Origin of the sequence: Streptomyces hazeniae (assembly GCF_031845485.1) — a bacterium.
Lineage (GTDB): Bacteria > Actinomycetota > Actinomycetes > Streptomycetales > Streptomycetaceae > Streptomyces > Streptomyces hazeniae.
The window spans coordinates 102,893-125,065 of sequence record NZ_JAVREQ010000004.1 but is presented as its reverse complement, the minus strand read 5'-3'; the positions used below and the strand labels follow the sequence as shown (position 1 = coordinate 125,065).

The window sequence follows — 22,173 nt, the reverse complement described above, 5'->3', positions numbered from 1 at the left end:
GGTGGTGCGGAGCTACGGTGGAGGTGAGACATTTCCCCCTATGAGTCTTATCGTGGCGCCGGCCAGGTGTCGTCGCAGCACCTCCCGCCCGGTGGTGTCGCCACAGACAGGACATGCCGTATGAATCCCCCCGAACCGCGGTCCCCGTCCCTCGAGCACGCCGCGGAGATCCTCGGCGTGGCGCGTTCCGCCGACGGGCGTGACGGCGGCATGTCACGCGACTCCGACGACGAACCGGGCGGCCATCCCGTGCCCGCCCCGGCCTCCGGGGACGACCGGCGCCCGCGAGGCGGCGAGGAACGGCCCGGCGTGGACGACGACGGCGACCGGGGGCGGGGTCCGAGGCGCGTCGCGGACCGGCGGGCCGCCGAACGGAACCGGCAGGAACGTCTCCTCGAGGAGGACGCGCTGGTGCGCGCCCTGTTCTCGCAGTCACGCGTCGGCCTGGCCGTCCACGACGCCCTGCTGCGCGTCACCCGCACCAACCTCGGCCACGACTGCTTCCGCCCCGTCGCCGTCGGCCGCGGGGACCCCGACGGAAGCGGGCGGGACGCCCGGCCGGAGCCCCGGCACCCCGAGTCGTTCCTGGAGGCGGAGGACGCGGCCCGGGTGGTCGCCACACTCAGCCGGGTCGCCGAGACCGGCGAGCCCGTCATGGGCGTGCCGCACCGCGCGCGCTGCCTGGGCCGGCCGGACGACGACCGCGTCGTGTCGCTCTCCGCGCTCCCGCTGCTCGACCTCGACGGCGCCGGCCGAGGCGTGCTCACCTCGGTCATCGACATCACCGACGCGCACCGCGACCGGGAGCGGCTGGCCATGGTCAGCGAGGCCGCCAAGCGCATCGGCACCTCCCTGGACCTGACCCGCTGCGCCGAGGAACTCGCCGACTTCCTCGTGCCGGAGTTCGCCGACCTCGCCGCCGTCGACTTCACCGAGGTGGTGCTGGTCGGCGAGGAGCCGGGCGACATCGCGCGCGGCGCGCCGTTCACGCGGGTGGGCGTGGCGACCGCCGAGGGGGAGTGGCCCCCCGAGCTGTACCAGCCGGGCGAGACGGCCCTCACCCGCACGCTGGAGACCGAGTACCTGCGGGAGCGTGCCGTGCAGGTGCCCGACCTGGACGAGATACGGGACGCCTGGTCGGACGACGACCACCGGCGGCGGCTCTTCCTCGCCGAGGGCGCCGCGTCCTACATGTGGGTGCCGCTGCACGCCCGCGGCCTGGTGCTGGGCTCGGCGCACCTGTGGCGCCGGAAGGGCTCCGCCCCTTTCGACCGGCGCGACGCCGACCTCGCCGAGGAGGTCGTCAGCCGGGCCGCGCTCGCCGTGGACAACGCCCGCCGCTACACCCAGGAACGGCGTACCGCCGAGGCGCTGCGCCGCAGCCTGCTGCCGCCCTCGCTGGTCGAGGTGAGCGCCGCCGAGGCCGCCGGCAGCTGCCTTCCCGCGGCCACCACGGCGGGCGTCGGCGGCACCTGGTTCGACGTCATCCCGCTGTCCTCCGCGCGCGTCGCCTTCGTCGTGGGCGACTCGGTCGGCCACGGCCTGGAGGCCACGGCGGCCACCGGGCGGCTGCGTACGGCCGTGCAGACGCTGTCCGACCTCGACCTTCCGCCCGACGAACTCCTCGCCCACCTGGACGACCTGGTCGAACGCCTCTCCGCGGACGTCGCCTCGACCTGCGGTCCGGCCGGCCGCATCAAGGGCTCCACCTGCCTCTACGCGGTCTACGACCCGGTCACCGGGCACTGCACGATGGCGTCCGCGGGGCACCCGCCGCCCGCCGTGATCTCCCCGGACGGGGACTGCGCGCTGGCGACGTGCGAACCGGGACCGCCGCTGGGGGAGGGCGGCGAACCGTACGAACCGTTCGAGCTGGCCCTCGAACCCGGCAGCCGGCTCGCCTTCTACTCCGGCAACCTGCCGCCCGCACGGGAGGACCACTCGCCCGCGCCGCGTCTGTGCGACGCCCTCGGGGAGGCCGCACGGACGCACTCCTCGCCCGCCGACGTCGTTCGCGAGACGCTCAGCAGCCTGGTCCCGAAGGCGCCCGACGCGGACACCACCCTGCTCGTCGCCTGGCCGCGGCGACTGCCCGCCGACCACACCGCCGAATGGCGCTTCCCCGCCGACCCGGCGATCGTCGGACAGGCGCGCGAGGTCGTCGCCGCCCAGCTCGCCTCCTGGGGGCTGGACGACCTGGTCTTCACCACCGAGCTCATCGCCAGCGAGCTGGTCACCAACGCCATCCGGTACGCCGGCGGGCCGGTGACACTGCGGCTGATCAAGGACGAGACGCTGATCTGTGAGGTCTCCGACCCGACGCAGACCCATCCGCATCTGCGCCGCGCCCGCCCCACCGACGAGGGCGGCCGAGGCCTGTTCCTGATCCACCAGCTCACCGAGCGCTGGGGCAGCCGCTACACGCCGTGCGGCAAGACCATCTGGACCGGCCAGCGGCTGCCCGACGGCACCGAGGAGCCGTAGCGGACGCGCCGCCGGAGCCGCCGGAGCCGGTCCGTGTCGCACGCGCCGTACGCCACGGGCGGTGGCGTTGTCAGAGGCCCGGTGCACGATGGCGGGATGGCGAGCACGCGACCTTCCGTACCCCGGCCGCAGCTTCCGCAGCTCTCGCTGCCCGACCTCACCCCGTACGAGGGGCCGGGCCTGGAGCCGGACGGCGACCACGACACCGAGTCCCTCACCGGCCTCGACCTGTCGCACGCGGACGGCGGCGGCAGCACCTTCCTGGACTGCGCGCTGCGGCAGTGCGACCTGACCGGGACCCGGCTGAAGCGTGCCCGCTTGATCGACTCCGCCCTGGAGGGCGTCACCGGCGTCGGCACCGACCTCGCGGACGCGGAGCTGCGGGACGTCGAGCTGACCGGCGCCCGGCTCGGCGGCGCCCAGCTGCACGGCGCCCGGCTGACCCGGGTGCACGTCCGCGGCGGCAAGCTCGACGTCCTCAACCTGCGGCAGGCCACGCTCGTGGACGTGACCTTCGAGGGCTGCGTCCTGGTCGAGCCGGACTTCGGCGGGGCGCGTCTGGAGCGGGTGTCCTTCCGCGACTGCGCCCTGCGCGGTGCGGACCTGTCCGCCGCCCGGCTGCGCGACGTGGACCTGCGGGACGCCGCCGAACTCGGCTTCGCGGGCGGCGTCGACCGGCTCTCCGGCGCCGTGATCGGCACCGGGCAGCTGATGGACCTGGCTCCGGCGTTCGCGGCCCAGCTGGGGGTGCGTGTCCTGGACTGAGGCCGGACGAGGGCGGACGAGAAGGAAAGAGTCAGGAGAGCGTGCGGTACCGGCCGCGGAAGTAGGTGAGCGGGCCGGTGCTCTCGCCGTGCCGGACGGACGAGGTGAGGACGCGGGCGATGACCAGGTTGTGGTCGCCCGCCCGCACCCGCTGCTCGGTGTGGCACTCCACGACGGCCAGCGCCTCGCGCAGCAGGGGTGCGCCGCTGGCTTCGCCGCGGTCGTGCGGCAGCTCCTGGAAGAGCAGCCGGTCGCTGAGGCGCCCCTTCATCGCGAACCGGCCGGCGATGTGCCGCTGCCCCTCGGTGAGCAGGCACGCCGCCCAGCGCGGCTGCCGCTCCAGCACCTCGTCCATGCGTGAACCGTCCCGCACGCTGACCATGACGAGCGGGGGTTCCAGCGAGACGGACAGGAAGGCGGTCGCGGTCATGCCGACGTCCTCGCCGCGGGGCCCGTCGTCCGGGTCGTGGGCCGACACCAGGACCACGCCGGCCGCCAGCCGGGCCATGACGGCCTTGAACTCCTCCTCGCTCACCCCTTCAGGATGGGGTACGGGCGTCTTCGTCGTCTGCTGCTGGAATGCTCGGGACACGTCAGAAGACGGTATCCGGCGTCGCGCCGCCCCCGCATCGGACTTGGGAACCAGGCAGGACCTAGGTCCGGCCCGACGTCCCCGACGCCGGGCCTCCGGTCCTGGTGACGGCGGGAAACGGACGACCGACGTCCGGTCCGTGCCGGTTCGGTGTCCTGTCCGCGCCGTTTTCGCGCGGGTTGTGCGCCCCTTTCGCGCCCCGCCCAGTGACTTGAGTCACAGAAGCGATTTAATGTTGACCCTGTGTACCGGCTGTGGTGCTGACTGTGATTCAGTGGTCACCTGCACGTGCACGTGCACGGGAACGCGCGCCGGGAGGCGCGCGGAACGCTCGCGGAGCCGACGTTCACGCCGAAGCTCAGGGGGAGGCGATGGAGACAGAGTCGGAGCCCTACGTCCGCCTCGCCAGTCTGCGGGCCCTGCACCAGGCGGTGGCGAAGCTCAACACCGCACGCAGCATGGCCGACACCCTCCAGACCATCGCCGACGGCGTCGTCGAGGGACTGGGCTTCGAACTCTGTGCCGTCAACTTCGTCCGCCCCGACGGCGACCTGGTGGTCGCCGCCGTGGCCGGCAGCGAGGCCGCCGAGACGGCCATGGCCGGCCGGGTGGGCTCCCGCGCCTCCTGGGAACGGCGCCTCGCGATGGGCGAGCCGTCCGGGTCGCTGCGCTTCATCCCCTGCCACGAGGGCTGGATACTCGACAACGACGACGTCCCCCAATGGCACACGCCCGCGCCGGTCAGCGACGACACCGACCGCTGGCAGCCCAGCGACCGCCTCTTCGCCCCGCTCCACACCTCCGGCAGCGAACTGCTCGGCGTGATGTCCCTGGACAAGCCGCGCAACGGCCGCCGCCCCGGCACCTGGACCCTGGAAGCCCTCCAGCTCTACACCACCCAGGCCGCCATCGCCCTCTCCAACGCCCGGCTGCGCGCCAACATGCAGCGCGCCCTGGTCCGCCTCGAACGCGAGCAGCAGGCACTCCGGGCCAGCGAGGAGAGCTTCCGCCAGGCGTTCGAGTACGCGCCGAGCGGCATGGCCGTCGCCGAGATGGGCGGCGACCAGCACGGCCGCCTGATGCGCGCCAACGACGCGCTGTGTCGGCTGCTGGGCCGCCCGGCCGCCGCCATGCGCCGCTACTCCTTCTCCGACCTCGTCCACCCCGAGGACATCGGCACGCTGCTGCGCACCTCCGCCGAGGGCGGCCGCGCCGAGCTGCGCCTGGCCCGGCGGGACGGCAGCTACGTCTGGGTCTCGCTGCGCAACTCCGTCGTCGCCGACGCGGCCGACGGGCCCCGATTCCTGCTGACGCACGTCGAGGACATCGAGGAGCGCAAGCGGCACGAGATCCAGCTCGCCCACCGCGCCAGCCACGACTCCCTCACCGGCCTGCCCAACAGCGCCGAACTGCGCGCACGGCTCGGCGCACGGCTGTGCGCCGGCACGGCCGGTGCACCCGGCGGTGCCGAAGGCGGCATCGGGCCGGTGCTCACCCAGGCGCCCCGCCCGGCGGCCGACCCGACCGTCGCGCCGCTGACCGACCCCGCCGCGGCGACCGCGGCGGGCCTGGGGGCGCTGGAGGCCTTCGAAGGGCCGTACGACACCCCGGCCTCCGGAATCCCCGCCTTCGACGGCTACGCCGCGCACCACGACCACGCGGTGCCGCCGCACCACGACGGGGAGAAGGGACTCGCCGTCCTCTTCTGCGACCTCGACGGGTTCAAGTCGATCAACGACCGGTTCGGCCACCACTGCGGCGACGCGGTGCTGATCGAGGTCGCCCGCCGGCTCTCCGCGGGCGTCCGCGACAACGACACCGTGGCCCGCCTGGGCGGCGACGAGTTCGTGGTGCTGGCGGACGGCGTCGGCCCCGCCGAGGCCCAGGACCTGGCGGTGCGGCTGCGCAACGCCATCATCCCGCCCATCCGCGTCGACGGCCGCGCGGTCCGGGTCGGGGCGAGCTTCGGCATCGGCTGGGCGGCCTGCGGCATGACGGCCGAGGAGGTCCTCCAGTCCGCGGATCAGCGCATGTACGTGGAGAAGCGCTCCCGGTCCGGCGGCGGCCGCCGCCGCGCGGGCTGACGGGTCGCCGCGCGACGACCGGCGGCGTCCGCACCGCGTGTCGTCGTCCGTGTCCCGAGGGTTGAGACGTGCCCCGACGGCCGGGGGGCACAGGACGCGCGGTGAGCTGGGACTTCGCCCGATGTCCGACGGGTGATCACTTCCGCGTTGGCGTCGGGCCCACCCCCGGGATGTAGGCTCGGCCGGATACCTGACGCAGAGGGAGTGACAGGGGATGACCGCCGAGAACCAGGGCACGGGTGCGCCGGAGGGCGACGATCCGTTCGCCTATCTGTACCGCCAGGAAGGCGGCGGCGCGGAGGGGCGTGCGGCGACGGCACCGCAGCCCGGTGTCCCCCGGCGTTCGTACAACCAGGTCCGCGCGGTCGGCGAACGCCAGTACGGCGGACAGCAGACCTACGGCGGGCAGCAGACCTACGGCGGGCAGCAGACCTACGGCGGGCAGCAGACCTACGGCGGCCGGCAGGGCGGTCAGGCCACCGCGTTCCAGCAGCACGGCACCGGCAGCCCCAGCGCCCACTATGCCGCGCCGGAGACGATGCCCGGCGGCCGCGCCGCGGTCCGCCGGCAGGGGGACGGTTCCAAGGGCGGCCCGTCCGGCCGGGGCCGTGGCGGCCGCGGATCCGGCGGCAACCGCAACGGACTGCTGATCGTGGCCGTGGCCGTGGTCGCCGCCGTGGTCATCGGCATCGGTACCGCCATGCTCTTCAACAGCGACGACAGCGGCGGCACCGGCAACCCGCAGGCCGGCACCACCCCGACCGCGGGCGCCGGCGGCGAGGAGCAGGACACCGGCGGCAAGGACGAGGGGCAGAAGGACAAGCCGCTCGACCTTCCCACCGAGGACGCCGCCGCGCTGACGCTGGACGGCAAGGCCACCGCGGCGAACACGGTCCCCGGCGCCCAGAGCCGCAACGGGTCGTACGTGACGATGCCCAACGCCGGCGACAGCGCGACCTGGAGCCCCGAGGTGCCGAAGGCGGGCAAGTACACCGTGATGGTCCGCTACTCCGTCCCCGGCCGGGACGCGGACTCCACCCTCGTGGTCAACGGCGACCCGCACGACAGGCCGCTGAGCATGAAGAACTTCGCCAACGCCAAGAAGGGCGACTGGGAGAAGGGCTGGACCACGAGCTACTCCTACGTGGTCCTCAAGGAGGGGAGGAACGACATCACGGTGTCCTGCGAGCAGGGCAACACGTGCGCGTTCGCCCTCGACCAGATCTGGCTGAAGCCCGGCTGGAAGGGCTGACCGGGCCGAGCCCCGCCACGTTCACACGCCCCCGGTCCACATGCCCCCGGTCCACACGCCCCCTGGGCCGTCACGCCGCCGCCGTCCGCTCGGTGACCTCGACCCGGGGCAGCATCTCGGCGTAGACCGGGGCGTCGAACTCCCCGGCGGCCGGGGCCGCGACGGTGGCCGCCGACAGGGCCACCGCGCGCACCAGCCGGTCCGGCCAGGAGAGGCCCTCGACCAGACCGGACAGCAGTCCGGCGACCGCCGAGTCCCCGGCGCCCGCCGGGTTCCCGGCCAGCCGGCGCGCCGGGGCGGCCCGCCAGACGCCGTCCTCGGTGAGGGCCAGCATCCCGTCCGGGCCGAGCGACGCCGCGACCTCCCGCGCGCCCCGGCGACGCGCCTCGCGCGCCGCCCGCAGCGGCTCGTTGGTGCCGGTGATGCCCGCCAGTTCCGCGACGTTGGGCTTGACGACGTCCGGACGGGCGGCCAGCCCGCGCCGCAGCGGCTCGCCGCTGGTGTCCAGCAGCACCGGCACGCCCGCGGTCCTCGCCTCCCGCACCAGCGTCCCGTAGGCGCCGACCGGTACGCCCGGCGGCAGGCTGCCGCACAGCGCGACGGCCCGGCACCGGCCGCCGCCGGCCGCGAGCAGGTCCCGGTACGCGGTCAGGAACGCCGTCCACTCCTCCGGGGCGACGTGCGGGCCGGGCTCGTTGAGCTGGGTGGTGTCGCCGGTGGCGTCGTCGATCACGGCGACCGTGCGGCGGGTCTCGCCGCCGACGGCGACCAGGGCGTCCGTGAGCGAGCCGGCGTCCGGTGCGGCCGAGGCGTTCTCCGCCCGGCGGGCGAGCAGGGTCCGCACCTCCTCGCCGGTACGGCCGCCGGCGAAGCCGGTGACCACCACGTCGTGGCCGAGCGCGGCGAGCACGCGGGCGACGTTCAGCCCCTTCCCGCCGGGTCTGACCCGCACCTCGCTCACGCGGTGCGTGCCGTGCCGTTCGAGGCGGGGAACCCGGTAGCCGACGTCCAGGGCGGTGTTGAGCGTTACCGTCAGGATCACGTGGATCCACCCCCTGAGTACACGTGCGCCGTTCCCTCGTCGTAGTACGAAAACCTGATGTGCGGGGGTGATCATGCCATCGCGTGGCGGCCGAGCACAGACCCCGGACCCGTCGCCTTACCCGCGGTCACCCTGCCGGCGGCGGAACCAGCCACTCGCCCTTCCGCATCACGGCGGTCAGCGCGAAGTCCGCGTCCAGCACCACCAGATCCGCGTCCTTCCCGGCCTCCAGCGAGCCGACCCGGTCGAACACGCCCAGCAGGCGCGCCGGGTTGGCGCTCAGCGCCCGCACCACATCGGCCACGGGAAGCCCGTCCACCGTGACCGCGCGGCGGAACGCCTGATCCATGGTCAGCGTCGAGCCCGCGATGGAGCCGCCCTCCACCAGCCGGGCCACGCCGTCGCGCACCTCGACCTCCAGCGGGCCCAGCGGGTACACGCCGTCGCCCATCCCGGCCGCGCCCATCGCGTCCGTCACGAACGCCACCCGGCCCGGCCCGGCCGCGCGGAACGCCACGCCGAGTGCGGCCGGGTGCAGGTGCGTGCCGTCGTCGATCAGCTCGACGGTGACCCGTTCGTCCTCCAGCAGCGCCGCCACCGGACCGGGCGCGCGGTGTGCCAGCGCGGGCATCGCGTTGTAGAGGTGCGTGGCCACGGTGGCACCGGCGTCGATCGCCTCCCGGGTGGCGTCGTACGTCGCGTCGGTGTGCCCGACGGCGGCCACGACGCCGTGCTCGACGAGCAGCCGCACCGAGTCCAGCCCGCCGGGCAGTTCCGGGGCGAGGGTCAGCATCCGGGCGGTGCCGTGCGCGGCGTCCAGCAGCTTCCGCACGACCGCCGGGTCCGGGTCGCGCAGCAGTTCCGGCTGGTGCGCGCCGCACCGGTTGCGGGCGATGAACGGGCCCTCGAAGTGCACGCCCGCCAGGTCGCCCTGCTGCACCAGTTCGCTCAGCGCGCCCGCCTGCCGCGCGAGATCGTCCAGGTCGCCGGTCACGGTGGACGCGACCATGGTGGTCGTGCCGTGCCGGCGGTGCGTCCCGACGACCGTCAGCGCCTCCTGGGGCGTGCCCGCGGAGAAGGAGGCGCCGCCGCCGCCGTGCACGTGCATGTCGACGAAGCCCGGCACCAGCCAGTGGCCGGTCAGCTCGTGGGTGTCCACCTCGTCGTCCGCGGTGGCGGCGGTGACCGGCGGCACCGCCTCGCCGGGGCGGGTGGCGACGGCGGCGATGGTGCGACCCCGGACCGTCACCCGGCCGCCGTCCGCCACCCCGTCCGGCAGGACCACCCGGGCCCCGGTCAGGACCGTTCGTCGTGTCTGCGCCGTCATCGGCTCACAACCTCCGCGGAGAGAAGATCCCAGGCGAGGAGTCCCGCGCCCAGGCAGCCGGCGGCGTCACCCAGGGCCGCCGGGACGATCGAGGGCACGTGCTGGAAGGTCAGCCGTTCGGTGACCGCGGCCCGCAGCGGGTCGAACAGGGTGGCGCCGGCCTCCGCGAGTCCGCCGCCGATCACCAGCGTCCGCGGGTCGAGCAGCGTCACCGCGACGACGAGGCCGTCCGCCAGCGCGGCGACGGCGTCCCGCCACACCTGTGCGGCGCGCGGGTCGCCGGCCGCGACCGCGGCAGCGGCGTCCGCCGCCGTCGCCGTCGCGACACCGCTCGCTTCCGCCCACGCGCGGCCCACGGCGGACGCCGACGCCAGGGTCTCCATGCAGCCGCGCCGCCCGCAGCCGCAGGGCGGGCCGTCCGGGCGCAGCACGACGTGGCCGATCTCCCCGGCGCCGCCGTGGGCCCCGGGTTCGATGCGTCCGTCGATGCCGACGGCGCCGGCGATCCCCGTGCCGAGCGCGACGAACAGGAACCGGTCCACCCCCGAGCCCGCGCCGATGCGGGCCTCGGCGAGCCCGCCGGCCCGCATGTCGTGGCCGAGCGCCACGTGCGGTGTGCCGAGCCGTTCACGCAGCCGGTCCCGCAGGGGCACGTCCCGCCAGCCCAGGTTCGCCGCGAAGACCGCCGTGCCGCCGGTCTCGTCGACGATGCCGGGTACGACGACGCCCGCGCCCCGCGGCTCGGCGCCGAGCCGGGCGACGCCCTCCGCGCGCAACTCGGCGACGAAGTCGAGAACGGCGCCGACGACCGCCTCCGGGCCGCTCTCGCGCGGTGTGCCGCGGCGGGCCTCGTACAGCGGCGTCCGCCCGGCGTCCGGCCCCAGCAGCGCACCCTTCATCCTGGTGCCGCCCACATCGAGGGCGATGACGTATGGACTCACGGGGACAGTCTCCCGCGTCGACCCGTGAGAGGTCTAGTCCACTTGCGCGATCTTTATCGACGTGTAGGGAGGTCCGGGGTTCCCGGCGCGAGTAGGTTTGTCGCATGAGTGCGCACGCGGACAGGGATCCGGATGCGGAGTCGGATGACGGGGGCGGTCTGTCCGAGCGGGACAGGGCGGTGCTCGCCGTCGAACGGCGCGGCTGGTCCGGTCCGGGCGAGAAGGAACGCGCCATACGGGAACGGCTCGACATGTCCCCGACCCGGTACTACCAGTTGCTCAACGCGCTCCTGGACGACCCGCGCGCGCTGGAACACGACCCGGTGACCGTCAACCGCCTCCGCCGCCTCCGCGAAGCCCACCGCGCCCACCGCTGACCGCCCCGGCGGGTCGCACCGACGGCCGGCCCGTCGGCCTGCGAACGGCCCCCTCCGCAGCGCTGCGCGCGTCGGCGGTGGCGCGTGCGAGCCGGGAGAGCCCGCGAGGTCGGCGGCACGGCGGCATGCTGCGCGCCGCCCCGCGAACGGGCTGCCGGTCCCCCCGCGCCCCGGGGCGACGACCGCCCGGGCCGTGGTCCGGCGTGGCGTTCGGCGACACCGGACGCACCGCTGGGCGACCGCCCCGGTCGCCGGTCACCGACGTGTGGGTGCCCTCGCCGCCGGCCACCGGATGCCCGGCGCCGGGTCCGGCCGCCCGTTACGGGGTACCCGCTGCGGCGGGAGGCGATGGCGTCATGCGGGTGGGCGGTGTGTCGGCCGGAAGTCGGCCCGCGCAGGGCCGACGCGTGGGTAGGGTCGGGCCCATGGGCAGCGACCTCGGTTCTCTCCCCCCGTCCTTCACCCGGCGATGCCCGGCGCCCCTGACCCCCGCCGGGCGCCGTGGTCTGGAGAAGCTCTTCGAGCAGCCCGGACGGGCCCTGCTCGCCCTGGACTTCGACGGCGTGCTCGCCCCGATCGTGCCGGACCCGGAGCGGGCACGGGCGCACCCGGACGCCGTCCCGGCCCTGGCCCGGCTCGCGCCCCACCTCGCCACGGTCGCCGTCGTCACCGGCCGCCCGGCCGCGACCGCCGTCGAGTACGGCGGCCTCGCCGGCGTGCCGGACCTGCACCGCATGGTGGTGCTCGGCGCCTACGGCGCCGAGCGCTGGGACGCCGCGACCGGCGCCGTCGAGGCGCCGCCCCCGCACCCCGGAGTCGAGGCCGTGCGGGAGGAACTGCCCCGCGCCCTCGCCGCCGTCCCCGGGACCGACGGCGTGCACGTCGAGGACAAGGGCGGGGCGGTCGCCGTCCACACCCGCCGCGCCGCCGAGCCGGCCGTCGCCTTCGCGCGGCTGCGCGAGCCGATGGCGGCGCTCGCCGCACGGCACGGACTGACCGTCGAACCGGGGCGGATGGTGCTGGAACTGCGCCCGCCCGGGATGGACAAGGGCCGGGCTCTGACCGACCTCGCCCGCGAGACGGGCGCGACGTCCGTGGTGTACGCCGGGGACGACCTCGGTGACCTGGCCGCCTTCGCGGCCGTCGACGCGCTGCGCAGCGAAGGCGTCGGCGGCCTGCTGGTGTGCAGCGGCAGCGACGAGGTACGCGAACTCGCCGACCGCGCCGACCTGGTGGTGGACGGCCCGGACGGCGTGGTCGCCCTGCTGGAGGCGCTGGCCGCCGCCCTCGGCCCCGCCGGGGCCGCCGAGGTCTAGGGTCGCCTCGCTCCTCGTCTGCCGCGGGTGGTCGATGCGCCGTTCGAGGGGGTGGCGCTCCTAGCGGGTCGCGCGGGCGAAGTCCGGTGGACCGCCGCCGCGTCCGCCCCCGGCAAGGCTCTGGTCCGCGCGGGCACGGCGGTCCGGAGGGAACGCGGCGTCAGGCGGTGACGGCGGCTGCGAGCCGGTCGGCTGCGCTGCGGGGCTCGCGGCCGAGGAGTTCGGCCAGTAGCGGGTCGGCCTCGGCGAAGTGGCCCGCGCGGGCTCCCTGGTACCAGGTGAGCAGCAGCCGGGCAGCCTGCTCCGGCACACCGGTCGTGACCTGGTCGGCGACCCACTGTTCGTCGTCCACGACGATGCGCTCGATGGGGCGACCCGTGAGGGCGGAGGCGATCCCGGCGACGTCGTCGAAGGTGAGGGCGGCCGGCGCGGTCAGGGTGACGGGACCGTCGAAGGAGCGGTCCCCGGCGAGTACGACCGCTGTGGCTTCGGCTACGTCGGCACGGTCGGTGTACGGGACGGGGCCGTCCGCCGGCCGGGCGATCACGCCGGTCCGCTGCCACGGGCCGAGCACCTGATCGAGCGGGCCGTAGGCGCCGTTGCGCAGTGCGGTCCAGGGGACTCCGGAGTCGCCGAGGATCGCCTCGGTGGCGACGTGGATGTCCGACGGCCGGTACGGGTTGCCGGGGACGGCGCCCTGCTGGCTGGTGTAGAGGATCCGCCGGGCGCCGGCCGCGACCGCGGCTTCGACGGCGTTGCGGTGCAGGCCGACCATGTCGGCGGCAGGGTCGTTGCCGGACACCAGAAGGACCTGTTCGGCATCCGCGAACGCGTCGCGCAGCGAGGCCGGGTCTTCGTACGAGCCCTGCCGCACGCGCACGCCGCGGGCAGCGAGGTGCCGAGCCGCGGCCGCGTCGCGCACGCTGACGCCGATCCGGTCCGCGGGGACGCGCTGGAGGAGGTGTTCGACGGTGGAGCCGCCGAGCCCACCCGTGGCGCCGGTGACAACGATCATGTTCCTGCCCTTTCCGCGCGCCCACAGTCCGTCGCGGCGGTGGGCGGGATCGTAAACTGACCTCAAGGGTCAGTTTTTCGTTTCACGGGCGACCGTAGGTAAGCTGACCCGCCGAGTCAAATTGCGATGAGCAGCGACGACCGAGAGACGGTGAGGGCCATGACCGGTGCGGTACCTCCGGGCTCCCCGCTGCGCGCCGACGCCCGGCGCAACGCACGGCAGATCCGCTCTGCCGCGATCGGCGCCTTCCGGGGGCAGGGCCTCACCGTGCCGCTGGAGGAGGTCGCCAAGGCCGCAGGCGTGAGCAAGGCCACGATCTTCAACCGGTTCGGCGGGCGCATCGGCCTCATCGAAGCCGTCATCGAAGAGGTCGTGGCGCGTGAGCTGTTCGCCGTCATCGACCACGCGCGGGCCCTCGACGACCCCGGCGAGCGGATCGGGTACTACCTCACCGCGCTCCGCGACCTCCAGTACCGCCAGCCCGCCTTCAACGACGTCCTGCTGCAGACCTATCCGCACGCGCGGCAGCTCATGGAGATCTGCCGGGCCGGCGGCGAGGCCAACGAAGAGATCGTCGCCGCGGCGCGGGCCTCCGGCGCGCTGCGGCCGGAGTTCACCGCCGGCGACCTCCACGCCCTCGTCGTCGACAACGCCCTCGCCCTCAAGTACGGCGAGCGGCCTCCCCGGGACGACTACGACCGCCGCACCGGGTACCTCCTGGACGGAATCCGAAGGCGTCCCTCCGTCTCCGGCGGACGGTGACCCGCCGCCGGGCGGGGGCATGAGGCGGCCGACCACGGGGGAGGCACCCGGTGTGCGCGTGATGACCTGGAACCTGTGGTGGCGCTTCGGCGGGTGGGAGCGGCGCTGGAAGGCGATCCGGCAGGTTCTGCTCGACGTCCGGCCCGACGTGCTGGGCCTGCAGGAGGTGTGGTCGCACGGCGACGACTGCCTCGCCGACCACCTCGCCGCGGACCTCGGCATGTACTGCGTGCGCGCCGACTCCGACGCCCCCGGCGGCTGGCAGCGCCGGCTCGACGACCCCGACGCGCACGAGATCGGCGTCGGCAACGCCGTGCTGAGCCGGTGGCCGGTCGTCGACCGGGCCCGGCTGCGACTGCCCACCGACGGCGGCCGGGCGGACGGACGGCTCAGCCTGCACGCACTGATCGACGCCCCCGGCGGCAGGCCGGTGCCGTTCTTCACCACCCACCTCAACTCCGGCGCGCACGAGTCGGCCGTCCGCTGCGCCCAGGTGCGGGCGCTCGCCGCGTTCGTCGCCGAGCACCGCGCCGGCACGGACTTCCCGCCGGTGCTCACCGGCGACTACAACGCCTGGCCGGACAGCGACGAGATGCGGCTGCTGGGCGGTCTGCGCACCGCGCCGCCGGTCGGCCGTCAGGTCTTCCTGGACGCCTGGGAGTTCGCCGCGCCGGGCCTGCCCGCCGTCACCTGGGACGCCGCCAACCCCTACGTCGCGGCCCGCCGGGACCCGAGCGTGCGCATCGACTACGTCCATGTCGGTCCGCCCGGGCCGGGCAACGTCGGGCACGTGCGGTCGGTACGGCGGGCCGGGGACGGGCCGGTGGACGGCGTCTGGCCGTCGGACCACCTGGCCGTGGTCGCCGACCTCGCCCTCGAGGAGGAGGACTGACGTCCGGGGCGGACTGACGGCCGGGGTGTCCGGTCCGGGCGAACCGGCGCGGCCTCAGCCGCGGAGCCCCTCCAGCTGCTCCAGGAACCAGTCGGCGGGCGGCAGCGCCGTGGCCGCGTCGGCGAGCCGCTTGGACCGTTCGGCCCGCTCGCCCTTCGGCATGCTCAGCGCCTCGTGCAGCGCCCGCGCGGTCTCCGCGATGTCGTACGGGTTGACGGTCAGCGCGTCCTCGGCCAGTTCGGCGTACGCGCCCGCCTCCCGGGACAGGACCAGCGCGCAGCCCTCGTCGGAGACCACGGGGACCTCCTTGGCGACCAGGTTCATGCCGTCGCGGATGGGGTTGACCAGGGCCACGTCCGCCATCCGGTAGGCGGCCAGCGAACGGGCGAAGTCGTCCTCCACGTGCAGCACGACCGGGGTCCACGCCGGCGTGCCGAAGTCGGCGTTGATCTCCTCCGCGACCTCCGCCACCTCCGCGGTGTACTCCTGGTACACCGCCAGGTCCTGCCGCGAGGGGTAGGCGAACGCCAGGTGCACCACCCGCCCCTGCCACTCCGGGTGGTCGGTGAGCAGGCGGCGGAACGCGTACAGGCCGCGGACGATGTTCTTCGACAGCTCGGTGCGGTCCACCCGCACCACGATGCGGCGGTCGCCGCCGCCGATCTGGGCGCGCAGCTGCTGCCGCCGCTCCGCGACGTCGTGGCGCCGGGAGCGCTCGCGGAGGAAGTCGCCGTCCGCGCCGAGCGGGTGCACGCCCAGGCGGGTGGTGCGTCCCTCGTGCACGACGTGGACGTGACCGTCCTCGCCGGTGGTCACCTCCGCGCCCAGCACGTCCGCGCAGCAGTCGGCGAAGGCCCGGGCCCAGCGGGCGGTGAGGAACCCGGCGCGGTCCGCGCCCAGCACCCCGCGCAGCACGTCGGCGGCGACGTCGTCGGGCAGCATCCGGTAGTAGTCCGGCGGCGCCCAGGGGGTGTGCGAGAAGTGCCCGATCCGCAGGTCGGGCCGGCGCTCGCGGAGCAGCGCGGGCACCAGGGAGAGGTGGTAGTCCTGCACCAGCACGGCCGCGCCCTCGGCGGCCTCCTCCGCCAAGGCGTCGGCGAACGCGGCGTTGTACGCCTCGTAGGCCGCCCACTGCCGGGCGAACTCGGCGTCGAAGGAGGGCTCCACCGGCGTCCGGTAGAGCAGGTGGTGCACGAACCACAGCACGGAGTTGGCCACGCCGTTGTAGGCGCCGTCGTGCACGTCGGCGGGGATGTCGAGCATCCGCACGGCCTGGCCGCCGGTGTCGGCGGAGTCCAGCCGCCGCCCGGCGCGGGAGGCGGCCTCCCGGTCGGGGGAACTCAGCGCGGAACACACCCAGACGGCCCCCGTCTCCGGGCCGATCGCGCTCAGCCCCGACACGAGGCCGCCGCCGCCCCGTCGGGCGGTGAGGCGGGCCGGGTCGTCCTCGGCGGGGCGGTAGGCGACGGGGCCTCTGTTCGACGCGACGAGTACCTGGGCGGAGCGCTCAGCGACCATGGCCGGAGCCTAGCCGTCCGCGCTCCCGCGCAAACGTACGCCGCTCCCGCGCCGCCGCACGCTGCCGCCCGCGGCGCCCCTCGTCCGGAGCCGTCCCCCCGGGGGCGTCCTCCGGGCCGCACGCTGCCGCCGGGCCGGGAGGAGACGCCGGCCGCGGCGCGGTGAGCGGGGTGCTCAGGCGGGGCGGCGGGCGGCGTACTCGGGGACGCTCAGCATCGGCGGCCGCTCCACCTCGTCCACGGCGAAGGTCCGGGCGGCGAAGCCGCCCGCGTCCGCGCGGGCGAACTGCGTCAGGCGGTGCCGCACCGCGAGCCCGTCGCTCCCGCGGGGCAGCCGCACCTCCGCCGTGCGGAGGATGGCCGCGGCCATCCGTCCCAGCGCCTGACCGTCCTGGTGCCGGTGCCGCCGGACGCCGACGTCCACCTGGGCCAGCGCGTCCAGGCCCGCCAGGCCGAGCGCGTCCACCAGCAGGCCCAGCTCCACGCCGTAGCCGACGGGGAACGGCAGCCGTTCCAGGAGCGTGCGCCGCGCCGCGTACTCGCCGCCGAGCGGCTGGACGAAGCCCGCGAGGCGCGGCCAGTGGAGGTTGAGCAGGGGCCGGGCGACCAGTTCGGTGACCCGGCCGCCGCCCTCCGGACTGTCGCCGAACGGCCGGTCGTACATCGCCTTGACCAGTTGCAGGCCGGGATCGGTGAGCAGCGGGCCGACGATGCCGGAGACGAAGTCGGCGGAGAAGTCCCGCAGGTCGGCGTCGACGAAGCAGACGATCTCGCCGCTGGTCGCGAGCAGCGAGCGCCAGAGCACCTCGCCCTTGCCGAGGACGGCGGGGACCCGTGGCAGCACCTCGTCGCGGTGCACCACCTTCGCGCCGGCCGCGGCGGCGACCTCCGCCGTACGGTCGGTGGAGCCGGAGTCGAGCACGAGCAGCTCGTCGACCAGCGGATGAGGACCGTCCATCAGATCGCGGCGGATCACGGCGACGATCTCGCCGACGGTGGCCTCCTCGTCGAGGGCGGGCAGCACGACGCTGACGCCGCCGGCCGGCCCGGCGGCGCGTTTCGCCGCGGCGAGCGCCGGGAGCGGGCGGTCTGCCGCCGCCCAGGAGCGGCGGTCCAGCCAGTCGCGGACCTCGTCCAGCACGTCTGCTCTCCTGCTGCTTTCCTGTAGGTGTGGGAACCCGCCCCCGCTCCAGCGTGCCGCCGCGCGAGCGTACGGCGCCGCTGCGACCGCACTGCGGGCACCGCGTCTCGCGGTGCGGACACCCCGCAGGCGGGGCGGGGGCCTTGGGCTACAGTCTTGAACAACGCGACCGGCCCGGACATGCCGGGGTCGGACGCACGGGTCCGAGTGACCCGACCCACAACTTCACACCGCTCATCCAGAGGGGCAGAGGGAACGGCCCGATGAAGCCCCGGCAACCCTCCAGCCGGTCTCGCGCATCCAGGCGGGCCCCCGGCTAGGGAAGGTGCCAATTCCGGCTCGTGGCGAGATACGCCACGGGGAAGATGAGGAGAAAGGGCCTCGCCTTCATGGCTGTGCAAGCTCCCGAGCAGTCCGCCGACACCGCCGCCACCGCTGCCGCCGACGTCTCACTCGGTCCCGCCGTCGCTCTGTCCTGTCGCGAGTGCGGCGCCCGCAACCCGCTGGGGCCGCTCTTCGCCTGCGAGGAGTGTTTCGGTCCGCTGGAGGTCGCGTACGACCTGCCGACCGGCGACCCGGAGGGCCTGCGGAAGCGGATCGAGGCCGGTCCGGCGAGCATCTGGCGCTACGCGCCGCTGCTGCCCGTCCCCGCCGACGTCGCGGACCAGCCGAACACCGACCCCGGGTTCACCCGGCTGGTGAAGGCCGACAACCTGGCCCGCGAACTGGGCGTCGCCGCGGCGGGCGGCACGCTCCACGTCAAGGACGACTCCGGAAACCCGACGCACTCCTTCAAGGACCGGGTCGTCGCCATCGCCGTCGAGGCGGCCCGCGCCTTCGGCTTCACCACCCTCTCCTGCTCCTCCACGGGCAACCTGGCCGGCGCGGTCGGCGCCGCCGCGGCCCGTGCAGGCTTCCGGTCCTGCGTGTTCATCCCGCACGACCTGGAGCAGGGCAAGGTCGTGATGGCCGCCGTCTACGGCGGTGACCTGGTCGGCATCGAGGGCACGTACGACGACGTGAACCGTTTCTGCTCCGAGCTGATCGGCGACCCGCTGGGCGAGGGCTGGGGCTTCGTCAACGTCAACCTGCGCCCCTACTACGGCGAGGGCTCCAAGACCCTGGCGTACGAGATCGCGGAGCAGCTCGGCTGGGAGCTGCCCGACCAGATCGTCATCCCGATCGCGTCCGGCTCGCAGCTCACCAAGATCGACAAGGGGTTCAAGGAGCTGATCGCGCTCGGCCTCGTCGCGGACAAGCCGTACCGGATCTTCGGCGCGCAGGCCGAGGGCTGCTCCCCGGTCTCCCGCGCCTTCAAGGACGGCCACGACGTCGTACGACCGGTGAAGCCGGACACGATCGCGAAGTCCCTGGCCATCGGCAACCCGGCGGACGGCCCGTACGTGCTGGACATCGCGCGGCGCACCGGCGGCGCGGTGGAGGACGTCACCGACGCGCAGATCGTCGACGCCATCACGCTGCTGGCCCGCACCGAGGGCATCTTCGCGGAGACGGCGGGCGGGGTGACCGTCGGCGTCACCCGGAAGCTGATCGAGGACGGCCTGCTGGACCCGTCGCTGAACACGGTGGTGCTGAACACCGGTGACGGGCTGAAGACGCTGGACGCCGTCGCGGACGCCGCCCGGCCCAGCGCGACCATCCGCCCCAGCCTGGACGCGTTCCGCGCCGCGGGCCTGGCCTGACGCGGCGCGGGCGTCCCGCGGCGTCGTGCCGCCGCGTCCCCCTGCTGCGCACTGCTGCGCACTCCGAACCCACGGAAGGTGAACCCATGAGCGTCAACGTCCGCATCCCGACCATCCTGCGCACCTACACCGGCGGCCGGGCCGAGGTCCCGGCCGAGGGGGTCACGCTGGCCGAGGTGCTGGCCGACCTCGAGAAGAACCACACCGGCATCGGCGCCCGCGTCCTGGACGACTCCGGCAAGCTGCGCCGCTTCGTGAACGTCTACGTGAACGACGACGACGTGCGCTTCGCCGAGGGCCTTCAGACGCCGACGCCGGACGGCGCGGGCGTCTCGATCATCCCGGCGGTCGCCGGCGGCTGCTGACGCCCCGGCGCGCGGAACGGCGCGGGGAACCGCGCAGGAAGCGTGCGGGAACGGAATCGCCTCCTCCGACACGGAAACGGAGGGGGCGATTCCGCGTTCCGCGAGGGAGTAGAGTGAAGCCGTTCCCCTTCTGTGAATGCCGCGCGCATATGAGAACGCGACAACTTCTGCGCGAATTCGATGTCTCTTTTGCCGCGCCTGTGCCGGTTTGCCTCTTCACGATTGCCCCGCTTTCCCGCACTTTCTCCCCACATTCCGTGAAGTGTCGTGCCCCGATTTCTCGTCCGCCTGACCTGTTGCAGACGGCGTTCGGACAGATACATTCAGCGGCGGTCGACGCGTTCCGGCGCACGCCACCGGCTCCGCCGGGGGTGAGGTCTGACCCGGGTCCGCGAAGTGTGGGCTCGTGCAAGGGCCAGTAATAGGGGAGTTTGCAATGGCTCAGGGCACCGTCAAGTGGTTCAACGCGGAGAAGGGCTACGGCTTCATCGCGGTCGACGGTGGTGCGGACGTGTTCGTCCACTACAGCGCGATCCAGATGGACGGCTACCGCACCCTGGACGAAGGACAGCGGGTCGAGTTCGAGATCTCGCAGGGTCAGAAGGGGCCGCAGGCGGACATGGTCCGCGTGACCGGCTGAGCGCCGACCGGTACCGACCGACGTAACCGACAGCAGGGCCCGCACCTCCACCCGGAGGTGCGGGCCCTGCTCGTGTCCGTCGGGTGCCGCGGGGTCGGGGTGCTCTCCTCCCGGTCGTCCCGGGGTGCGGTGGACGCTTGCACTCGAGGGGGGAGAGTGCTAATCATTGGCGTTAGCACTCTGAAGGTGAGAGTGACAGCAGGACCGGGTCCGGTGAGGCCCGCAGGCCGGGCGGGGCAAGGAACCGCCGGGTCCGCAGGTCGTCCGTCGCGGGCGCCGGCACGGTCCTTCGAACCCCACCCGAGTCCCGGAGGACCACTTCCATGGCCAAGATCATCGCGTTCGACGAGGAGGCGCGGCGCGGCCTCGAGCGCGGGATGAACCAGCTCGCCGACGCCGTCAAGGTCACGCTCGGCCCCAAGGGCCGGAACGTCGTGCTGGAGAAGAAGTGGGGCGCTCCCACCATCACCAACGACGGTGTCTCCATCGCCAAGGAGATCGAGCTCGAGGACTCCTACGAGAAGATCGGCGCCGAGCTGGTCAAGGAGGTCGCGAAGAAGACGGACGACGTCGCCGGTGACGGCACGACGACCGCGACCGTTCTCGCCCAGGCGCTGGTCCGCGAGGGTCTCCGCAACGTCGCCGCCGGCGCCAACCCGATGGCGCTGAAGCGCGGCATCGAGCGCGCCACCGAGGCCGTCTCCGCCGCCCTGCTGGAGCAGGCCAAGGACGTGGAGACCAAGGAGCAGATCGCCTCCACGGCCTCCATCTCCGCCGCCGACCCCCAGATCGGCGAGCTGATCGCCGAGGCCATGGACAAGGTCGGCAAGGAAGGCGTCATCACCGTCGAGGAGTCGCAGACCTTCGGGCTGGAGCTGGAGCTCACCGAGGGCATGCGCTTCGACAAGGGCTACATCTCCGCCTACTTCGCCACCGACATGGAGCGCATGGAGGCGGAGCTCGAGGACCCGTACATCCTCATCGTCAACTCCAAGGTCGGCAACGTGAAGGACCTCCTTCCGCTGCTGGAGAAGGTCATGCAGTCGGGCAAGCCGCTGCTGATCATCGCGGAGGACGTCGAGGGCGAGGCCCTGTCCACCCTCGTGGTGAACAAGATCCGCGGCACCTTCAAGTCCGTCGCGGTCAAGGCCCCGGGCTTCGGCGACCGTCGCAAGGCCATGCTCGGCGACATCGCCATCCTCACCGGCGGCCAGGTCATCTCCGAGGAGGTCGGCCTCAAGCTGGAGAACGCCGGTGTCGAGCTGCTCGGCCGCGCCCGCAAGGTCGTCATCACCAAGGACGAGACCACCATCGTCGACGGTGCCGGCGACAGTGAGCAGGTCCAGGGCCGGGTCAACCAGATCCGTGCCGAGATCGACAACTCCGACTCGGACTACGACCGCGAGAAGCTTCAGGAGCGCCTCGCGAAGCTGGCCGGCGGCGTGGCCGTCATCAAGGCCGGCGCCGCCACCGAGGTGGAGCTCAAGGAGCGCAAGCACCGCATCGAGGACGCCGTGCGCAACGCCAAGGCGGCCGTCGAGGAGGGCATCGTCGCCGGCGGTGGCGTGGCCCTGCTCCAGGCCTCCTCGGTCTTCGAGAAGCTCGAGCTGGACGGCGACGAGGCCACCGGTGCCCAGGCCGTCAAGCTGGCGCTGGAGGCTCCGCTGAAGCAGATCGCCGTCAACGGCGGTCTCGAGGGTGGCGTCATCGTCGAGAAGGTGCGCAACCTGCCCGTCGGTCACGGCCTGAACGCCGCGAGCGGCGAGTACGTCGACATGATCGCCGAGGGCATCATCGACCCCGCCAAGGTGACGCGTTCCGCGCTGCAGAACGCCGCCTCCATCGCGGCGCTGTTCCTCACCACCGAGGCCGTCATCGCCGACAAGCCCGAGAAGGCCGGCGCCGCCGCCGACCCGACCGGTGGCATGGGCGGTGACATGGGCTTCTGATCCTCGCGG

Annotated in this window: 19 protein-coding genes and 1 riboswitch; of the genes, 12 read left to right on the top strand and 7 right to left on the bottom strand. The window is 74.0% G+C overall.

The features are described from left to right. Positions 1–120: 120 nt before the first annotated feature. Positions 121–2,484 (top strand): SpoIIE family protein phosphatase, encoded by a 2,364-nt coding sequence (locus tag RM572_RS06950; protein ID WP_311672395.1) that lies wholly within the window; start codon positions 121–123, stop codon positions 2,482–2,484. A 96-nt stretch (positions 2,485–2,580) separates the two neighbouring features. Continuing rightward, positions 2,581–3,249 carry a pentapeptide repeat-containing protein gene (locus RM572_RS06945; RefSeq protein WP_311672394.1) on the top strand — a complete coding sequence of 223 codons (669 nt, stop codon included), beginning with the start codon at positions 2,581–2,583 and terminating at the stop codon, positions 3,247–3,249. A 31-nt stretch (positions 3,250–3,280) separates the two neighbouring features. On the opposite strand, the gene RM572_RS06940 is transcribed toward RM572_RS06945, so the two are convergent. Continuing rightward, positions 3,281–3,841: a flavin reductase family protein gene (locus RM572_RS06940; RefSeq protein WP_311672393.1), complete on the bottom strand. Its 561-nt coding sequence runs from the start codon at positions 3,839–3,841 to the stop codon at positions 3,281–3,283. A gap of 371 nt (positions 3,842–4,212) precedes the next feature. On the opposite strand from RM572_RS06940, the gene cdgB reads away from it, so the two are divergent. Together cdgB and RM572_RS06930 are read left to right on the top strand one after the other, a co-directional pair. Continuing rightward, a complete protein-coding gene (gene cdgB, locus RM572_RS06935) occupies positions 4,213–5,925 on the top strand; it encodes a diguanylate cyclase CdgB (RefSeq protein ID WP_311672392.1) in 1,713 nt (570 codons plus the stop codon). Between the two features lie 214 nt (positions 5,926–6,139). Further along, complete coding sequence (locus RM572_RS06930; RefSeq protein WP_311672391.1) at positions 6,140–7,177, top strand: CBM35 domain-containing protein; 1,038 nt, start codon at positions 6,140–6,142, stop codon at positions 7,175–7,177. Positions 7,178–7,247: 70 nt separating this feature from the next. Here RM572_RS06930 and RM572_RS06925 read toward each other — a convergent pair whose 3' ends face one another. From RM572_RS06925 to RM572_RS06915, 3 genes are all read right to left on the bottom strand, one after another. Next, entirely contained in the window at positions 7,248–8,219 is a 972-nt protein-coding gene (locus tag RM572_RS06925) for a 1-phosphofructokinase family hexose kinase (RefSeq protein WP_311672390.1), read from the bottom strand. Positions 8,220–8,346: 127 nt separating this feature from the next. Further along, positions 8,347–9,546 carry an N-acetylglucosamine-6-phosphate deacetylase gene (gene nagA / locus RM572_RS06920; RefSeq protein ID WP_311672389.1) on the bottom strand — a complete coding sequence of 400 codons (1,200 nt, stop codon included), beginning with the start codon at positions 9,544–9,546 and terminating at the stop codon, positions 8,347–8,349. Then, entirely contained in the window at positions 9,543–10,445 is a 903-nt protein-coding gene (locus RM572_RS06915) for an ROK family protein (protein ID WP_394813542.1), read from the bottom strand. The genes nagA and RM572_RS06915 overlap by 4 nt, the downstream gene beginning before the upstream one ends. Before the next feature lie 146 nt (positions 10,446–10,591). On the opposite strand from RM572_RS06915, the gene RM572_RS06910 reads away from it, so the two are divergent. Both RM572_RS06910 and otsB read left to right on the top strand, forming a co-directional pair. Further along, a complete protein-coding gene (locus RM572_RS06910) occupies positions 10,592–10,864 on the top strand; it encodes a DUF3263 domain-containing protein (protein ID WP_311672387.1) in 273 nt (90 codons plus the stop codon). A gap of 425 nt (positions 10,865–11,289) precedes the next feature. Further along, entirely contained in the window at positions 11,290–12,180 is an 891-nt protein-coding gene (gene otsB, locus RM572_RS06905; RefSeq protein ID WP_311672386.1) for a trehalose-phosphatase, read from the top strand. A 160-nt stretch (positions 12,181–12,340) separates the two neighbouring features. On the opposite strand, the gene RM572_RS06900 is transcribed toward otsB, so the two are convergent. Continuing rightward, complete coding sequence (locus tag RM572_RS06900; protein WP_311672385.1) at positions 12,341–13,195, bottom strand: NmrA family NAD(P)-binding protein; 855 nt, start codon at positions 13,193–13,195, stop codon at positions 12,341–12,343. 159 nt (positions 13,196–13,354) lie between these two features. On the opposite strand from RM572_RS06900, the gene RM572_RS06895 reads away from it, so the two are divergent. Both RM572_RS06895 and RM572_RS06890 read left to right on the top strand, forming a co-directional pair. Then, positions 13,355–13,957 carry a TetR/AcrR family transcriptional regulator gene (locus tag RM572_RS06895; RefSeq protein ID WP_311672384.1) on the top strand — a complete coding sequence of 201 codons (603 nt, stop codon included), beginning with the start codon at positions 13,355–13,357 and terminating at the stop codon, positions 13,955–13,957. Between the two features lie 52 nt (positions 13,958–14,009). Then, the gene (locus tag RM572_RS06890) at positions 14,010–14,849 is read left to right on the top strand and encodes an endonuclease/exonuclease/phosphatase family protein (RefSeq protein WP_311672383.1); all 840 of its coding nucleotides are present in this window, start codon (positions 14,010–14,012) and stop codon (positions 14,847–14,849) included. A gap of 54 nt (positions 14,850–14,903) precedes the next feature. Here RM572_RS06890 and RM572_RS06885 read toward each other — a convergent pair whose 3' ends face one another. Then, complete coding sequence (locus tag RM572_RS06885) at positions 14,904–16,367, bottom strand: alpha,alpha-trehalose-phosphate synthase (UDP-forming) (protein WP_311672382.1); 1,464 nt, start codon at positions 16,365–16,367, stop codon at positions 14,904–14,906. 174 nt (positions 16,368–16,541) lie between these two features. After that, positions 16,542–17,507: a glucosyl-3-phosphoglycerate synthase gene (locus RM572_RS06880; protein ID WP_311672381.1), complete on the bottom strand. Its 966-nt coding sequence runs from the start codon at positions 17,505–17,507 to the stop codon at positions 16,542–16,544. A gap of 231 nt (positions 17,508–17,738) precedes the next feature. After that, a riboswitch (SAM riboswitch) is annotated at positions 17,739–17,879 on the top strand. A 17-nt stretch (positions 17,880–17,896) separates the two neighbouring features. Here RM572_RS06880 and thrC point away from each other — a divergent pair. The 4 genes from thrC (at position 17,897) to groL (ending at position 22,164) form a co-directional block, all read left to right on the top strand. Continuing rightward, entirely contained in the window at positions 17,897–19,210 is a 1,314-nt protein-coding gene (gene thrC, locus RM572_RS06875) for a threonine synthase (RefSeq protein ID WP_311672380.1), read from the top strand. An 86-nt stretch (positions 19,211–19,296) separates the two neighbouring features. Then, complete coding sequence (locus RM572_RS06870; RefSeq protein ID WP_027765714.1) at positions 19,297–19,575, top strand: MoaD/ThiS family protein; 279 nt, start codon at positions 19,297–19,299, stop codon at positions 19,573–19,575. A gap of 436 nt (positions 19,576–20,011) precedes the next feature. After that, positions 20,012–20,215 carry a cold-shock protein gene (locus RM572_RS06865; RefSeq protein ID WP_016472377.1) on the top strand — a complete coding sequence of 68 codons (204 nt, stop codon included), beginning with the start codon at positions 20,012–20,014 and terminating at the stop codon, positions 20,213–20,215. Positions 20,216–20,538: 323 nt separating this feature from the next. Next, positions 20,539–22,164, top strand: a complete 1,626-nt coding sequence (gene groL / locus RM572_RS06860; protein WP_311672379.1) for a chaperonin GroEL — start codon at positions 20,539–20,541, stop codon at positions 22,162–22,164. Positions 22,165–22,173: the final 9 nt, after the last annotated feature.

What these genes read in the sequence shown, in the direction of transcription:
- RM572_RS06870 (WP_027765714.1), top strand. Translation starts at nt 19,297, where the DNA reads ATGAGCGTCAACGTCCGCATCCCGACCATCCTGCGCACCTACACCGGC.
- nagA (WP_311672389.1), bottom strand. Translation starts at nt 9,546, where the DNA reads ATGACGGCGCAGACACGACGAACGGTCCTGACCGGGGCCCGGGTGGTC.
- RM572_RS06900 (WP_311672385.1), bottom strand. Translation starts at nt 13,195, where the DNA reads ATGATCGTTGTCACCGGCGCCACGGGTGGGCTCGGCGGCTCCACCGTC.
- RM572_RS06945 (WP_311672394.1), top strand. Translation starts at nt 2,581, where the DNA reads ATGGCGAGCACGCGACCTTCCGTACCCCGGCCGCAGCTTCCGCAGCTC.
- RM572_RS06865 (WP_016472377.1), top strand. Translation starts at nt 20,012, where the DNA reads ATGGCTCAGGGCACCGTCAAGTGGTTCAACGCGGAGAAGGGCTACGGC.
- cdgB (WP_311672392.1), top strand. Translation starts at nt 4,213, where the DNA reads ATGGAGACAGAGTCGGAGCCCTACGTCCGCCTCGCCAGTCTGCGGGCC.
- thrC (WP_311672380.1), top strand. Translation starts at nt 17,897, where the DNA reads ATGGCTGTGCAAGCTCCCGAGCAGTCCGCCGACACCGCCGCCACCGCT.
- RM572_RS06930 (WP_311672391.1), top strand. Translation starts at nt 6,140, where the DNA reads ATGACCGCCGAGAACCAGGGCACGGGTGCGCCGGAGGGCGACGATCCG.
- RM572_RS06895 (WP_311672384.1), top strand. Translation starts at nt 13,355, where the DNA reads ATGACCGGTGCGGTACCTCCGGGCTCCCCGCTGCGCGCCGACGCCCGG.
- otsB (WP_311672386.1), top strand. Translation starts at nt 11,290, where the DNA reads ATGGGCAGCGACCTCGGTTCTCTCCCCCCGTCCTTCACCCGGCGATGC.
- groL (WP_311672379.1), top strand. Translation starts at nt 20,539, where the DNA reads ATGGCCAAGATCATCGCGTTCGACGAGGAGGCGCGGCGCGGCCTCGAG.
- RM572_RS06910 (WP_311672387.1), top strand. Translation starts at nt 10,592, where the DNA reads ATGAGTGCGCACGCGGACAGGGATCCGGATGCGGAGTCGGATGACGGG.
- RM572_RS06950 (WP_311672395.1), top strand. Translation starts at nt 121, where the DNA reads ATGAATCCCCCCGAACCGCGGTCCCCGTCCCTCGAGCACGCCGCGGAG.
- RM572_RS06885 (WP_311672382.1), bottom strand. Translation starts at nt 16,367, where the DNA reads ATGGTCGCTGAGCGCTCCGCCCAGGTACTCGTCGCGTCGAACAGAGGC.
- RM572_RS06915 (WP_394813542.1), bottom strand. Translation starts at nt 10,445, where the DNA reads ATGAAGGGTGCGCTGCTGGGGCCGGACGCCGGGCGGACGCCGCTGTAC.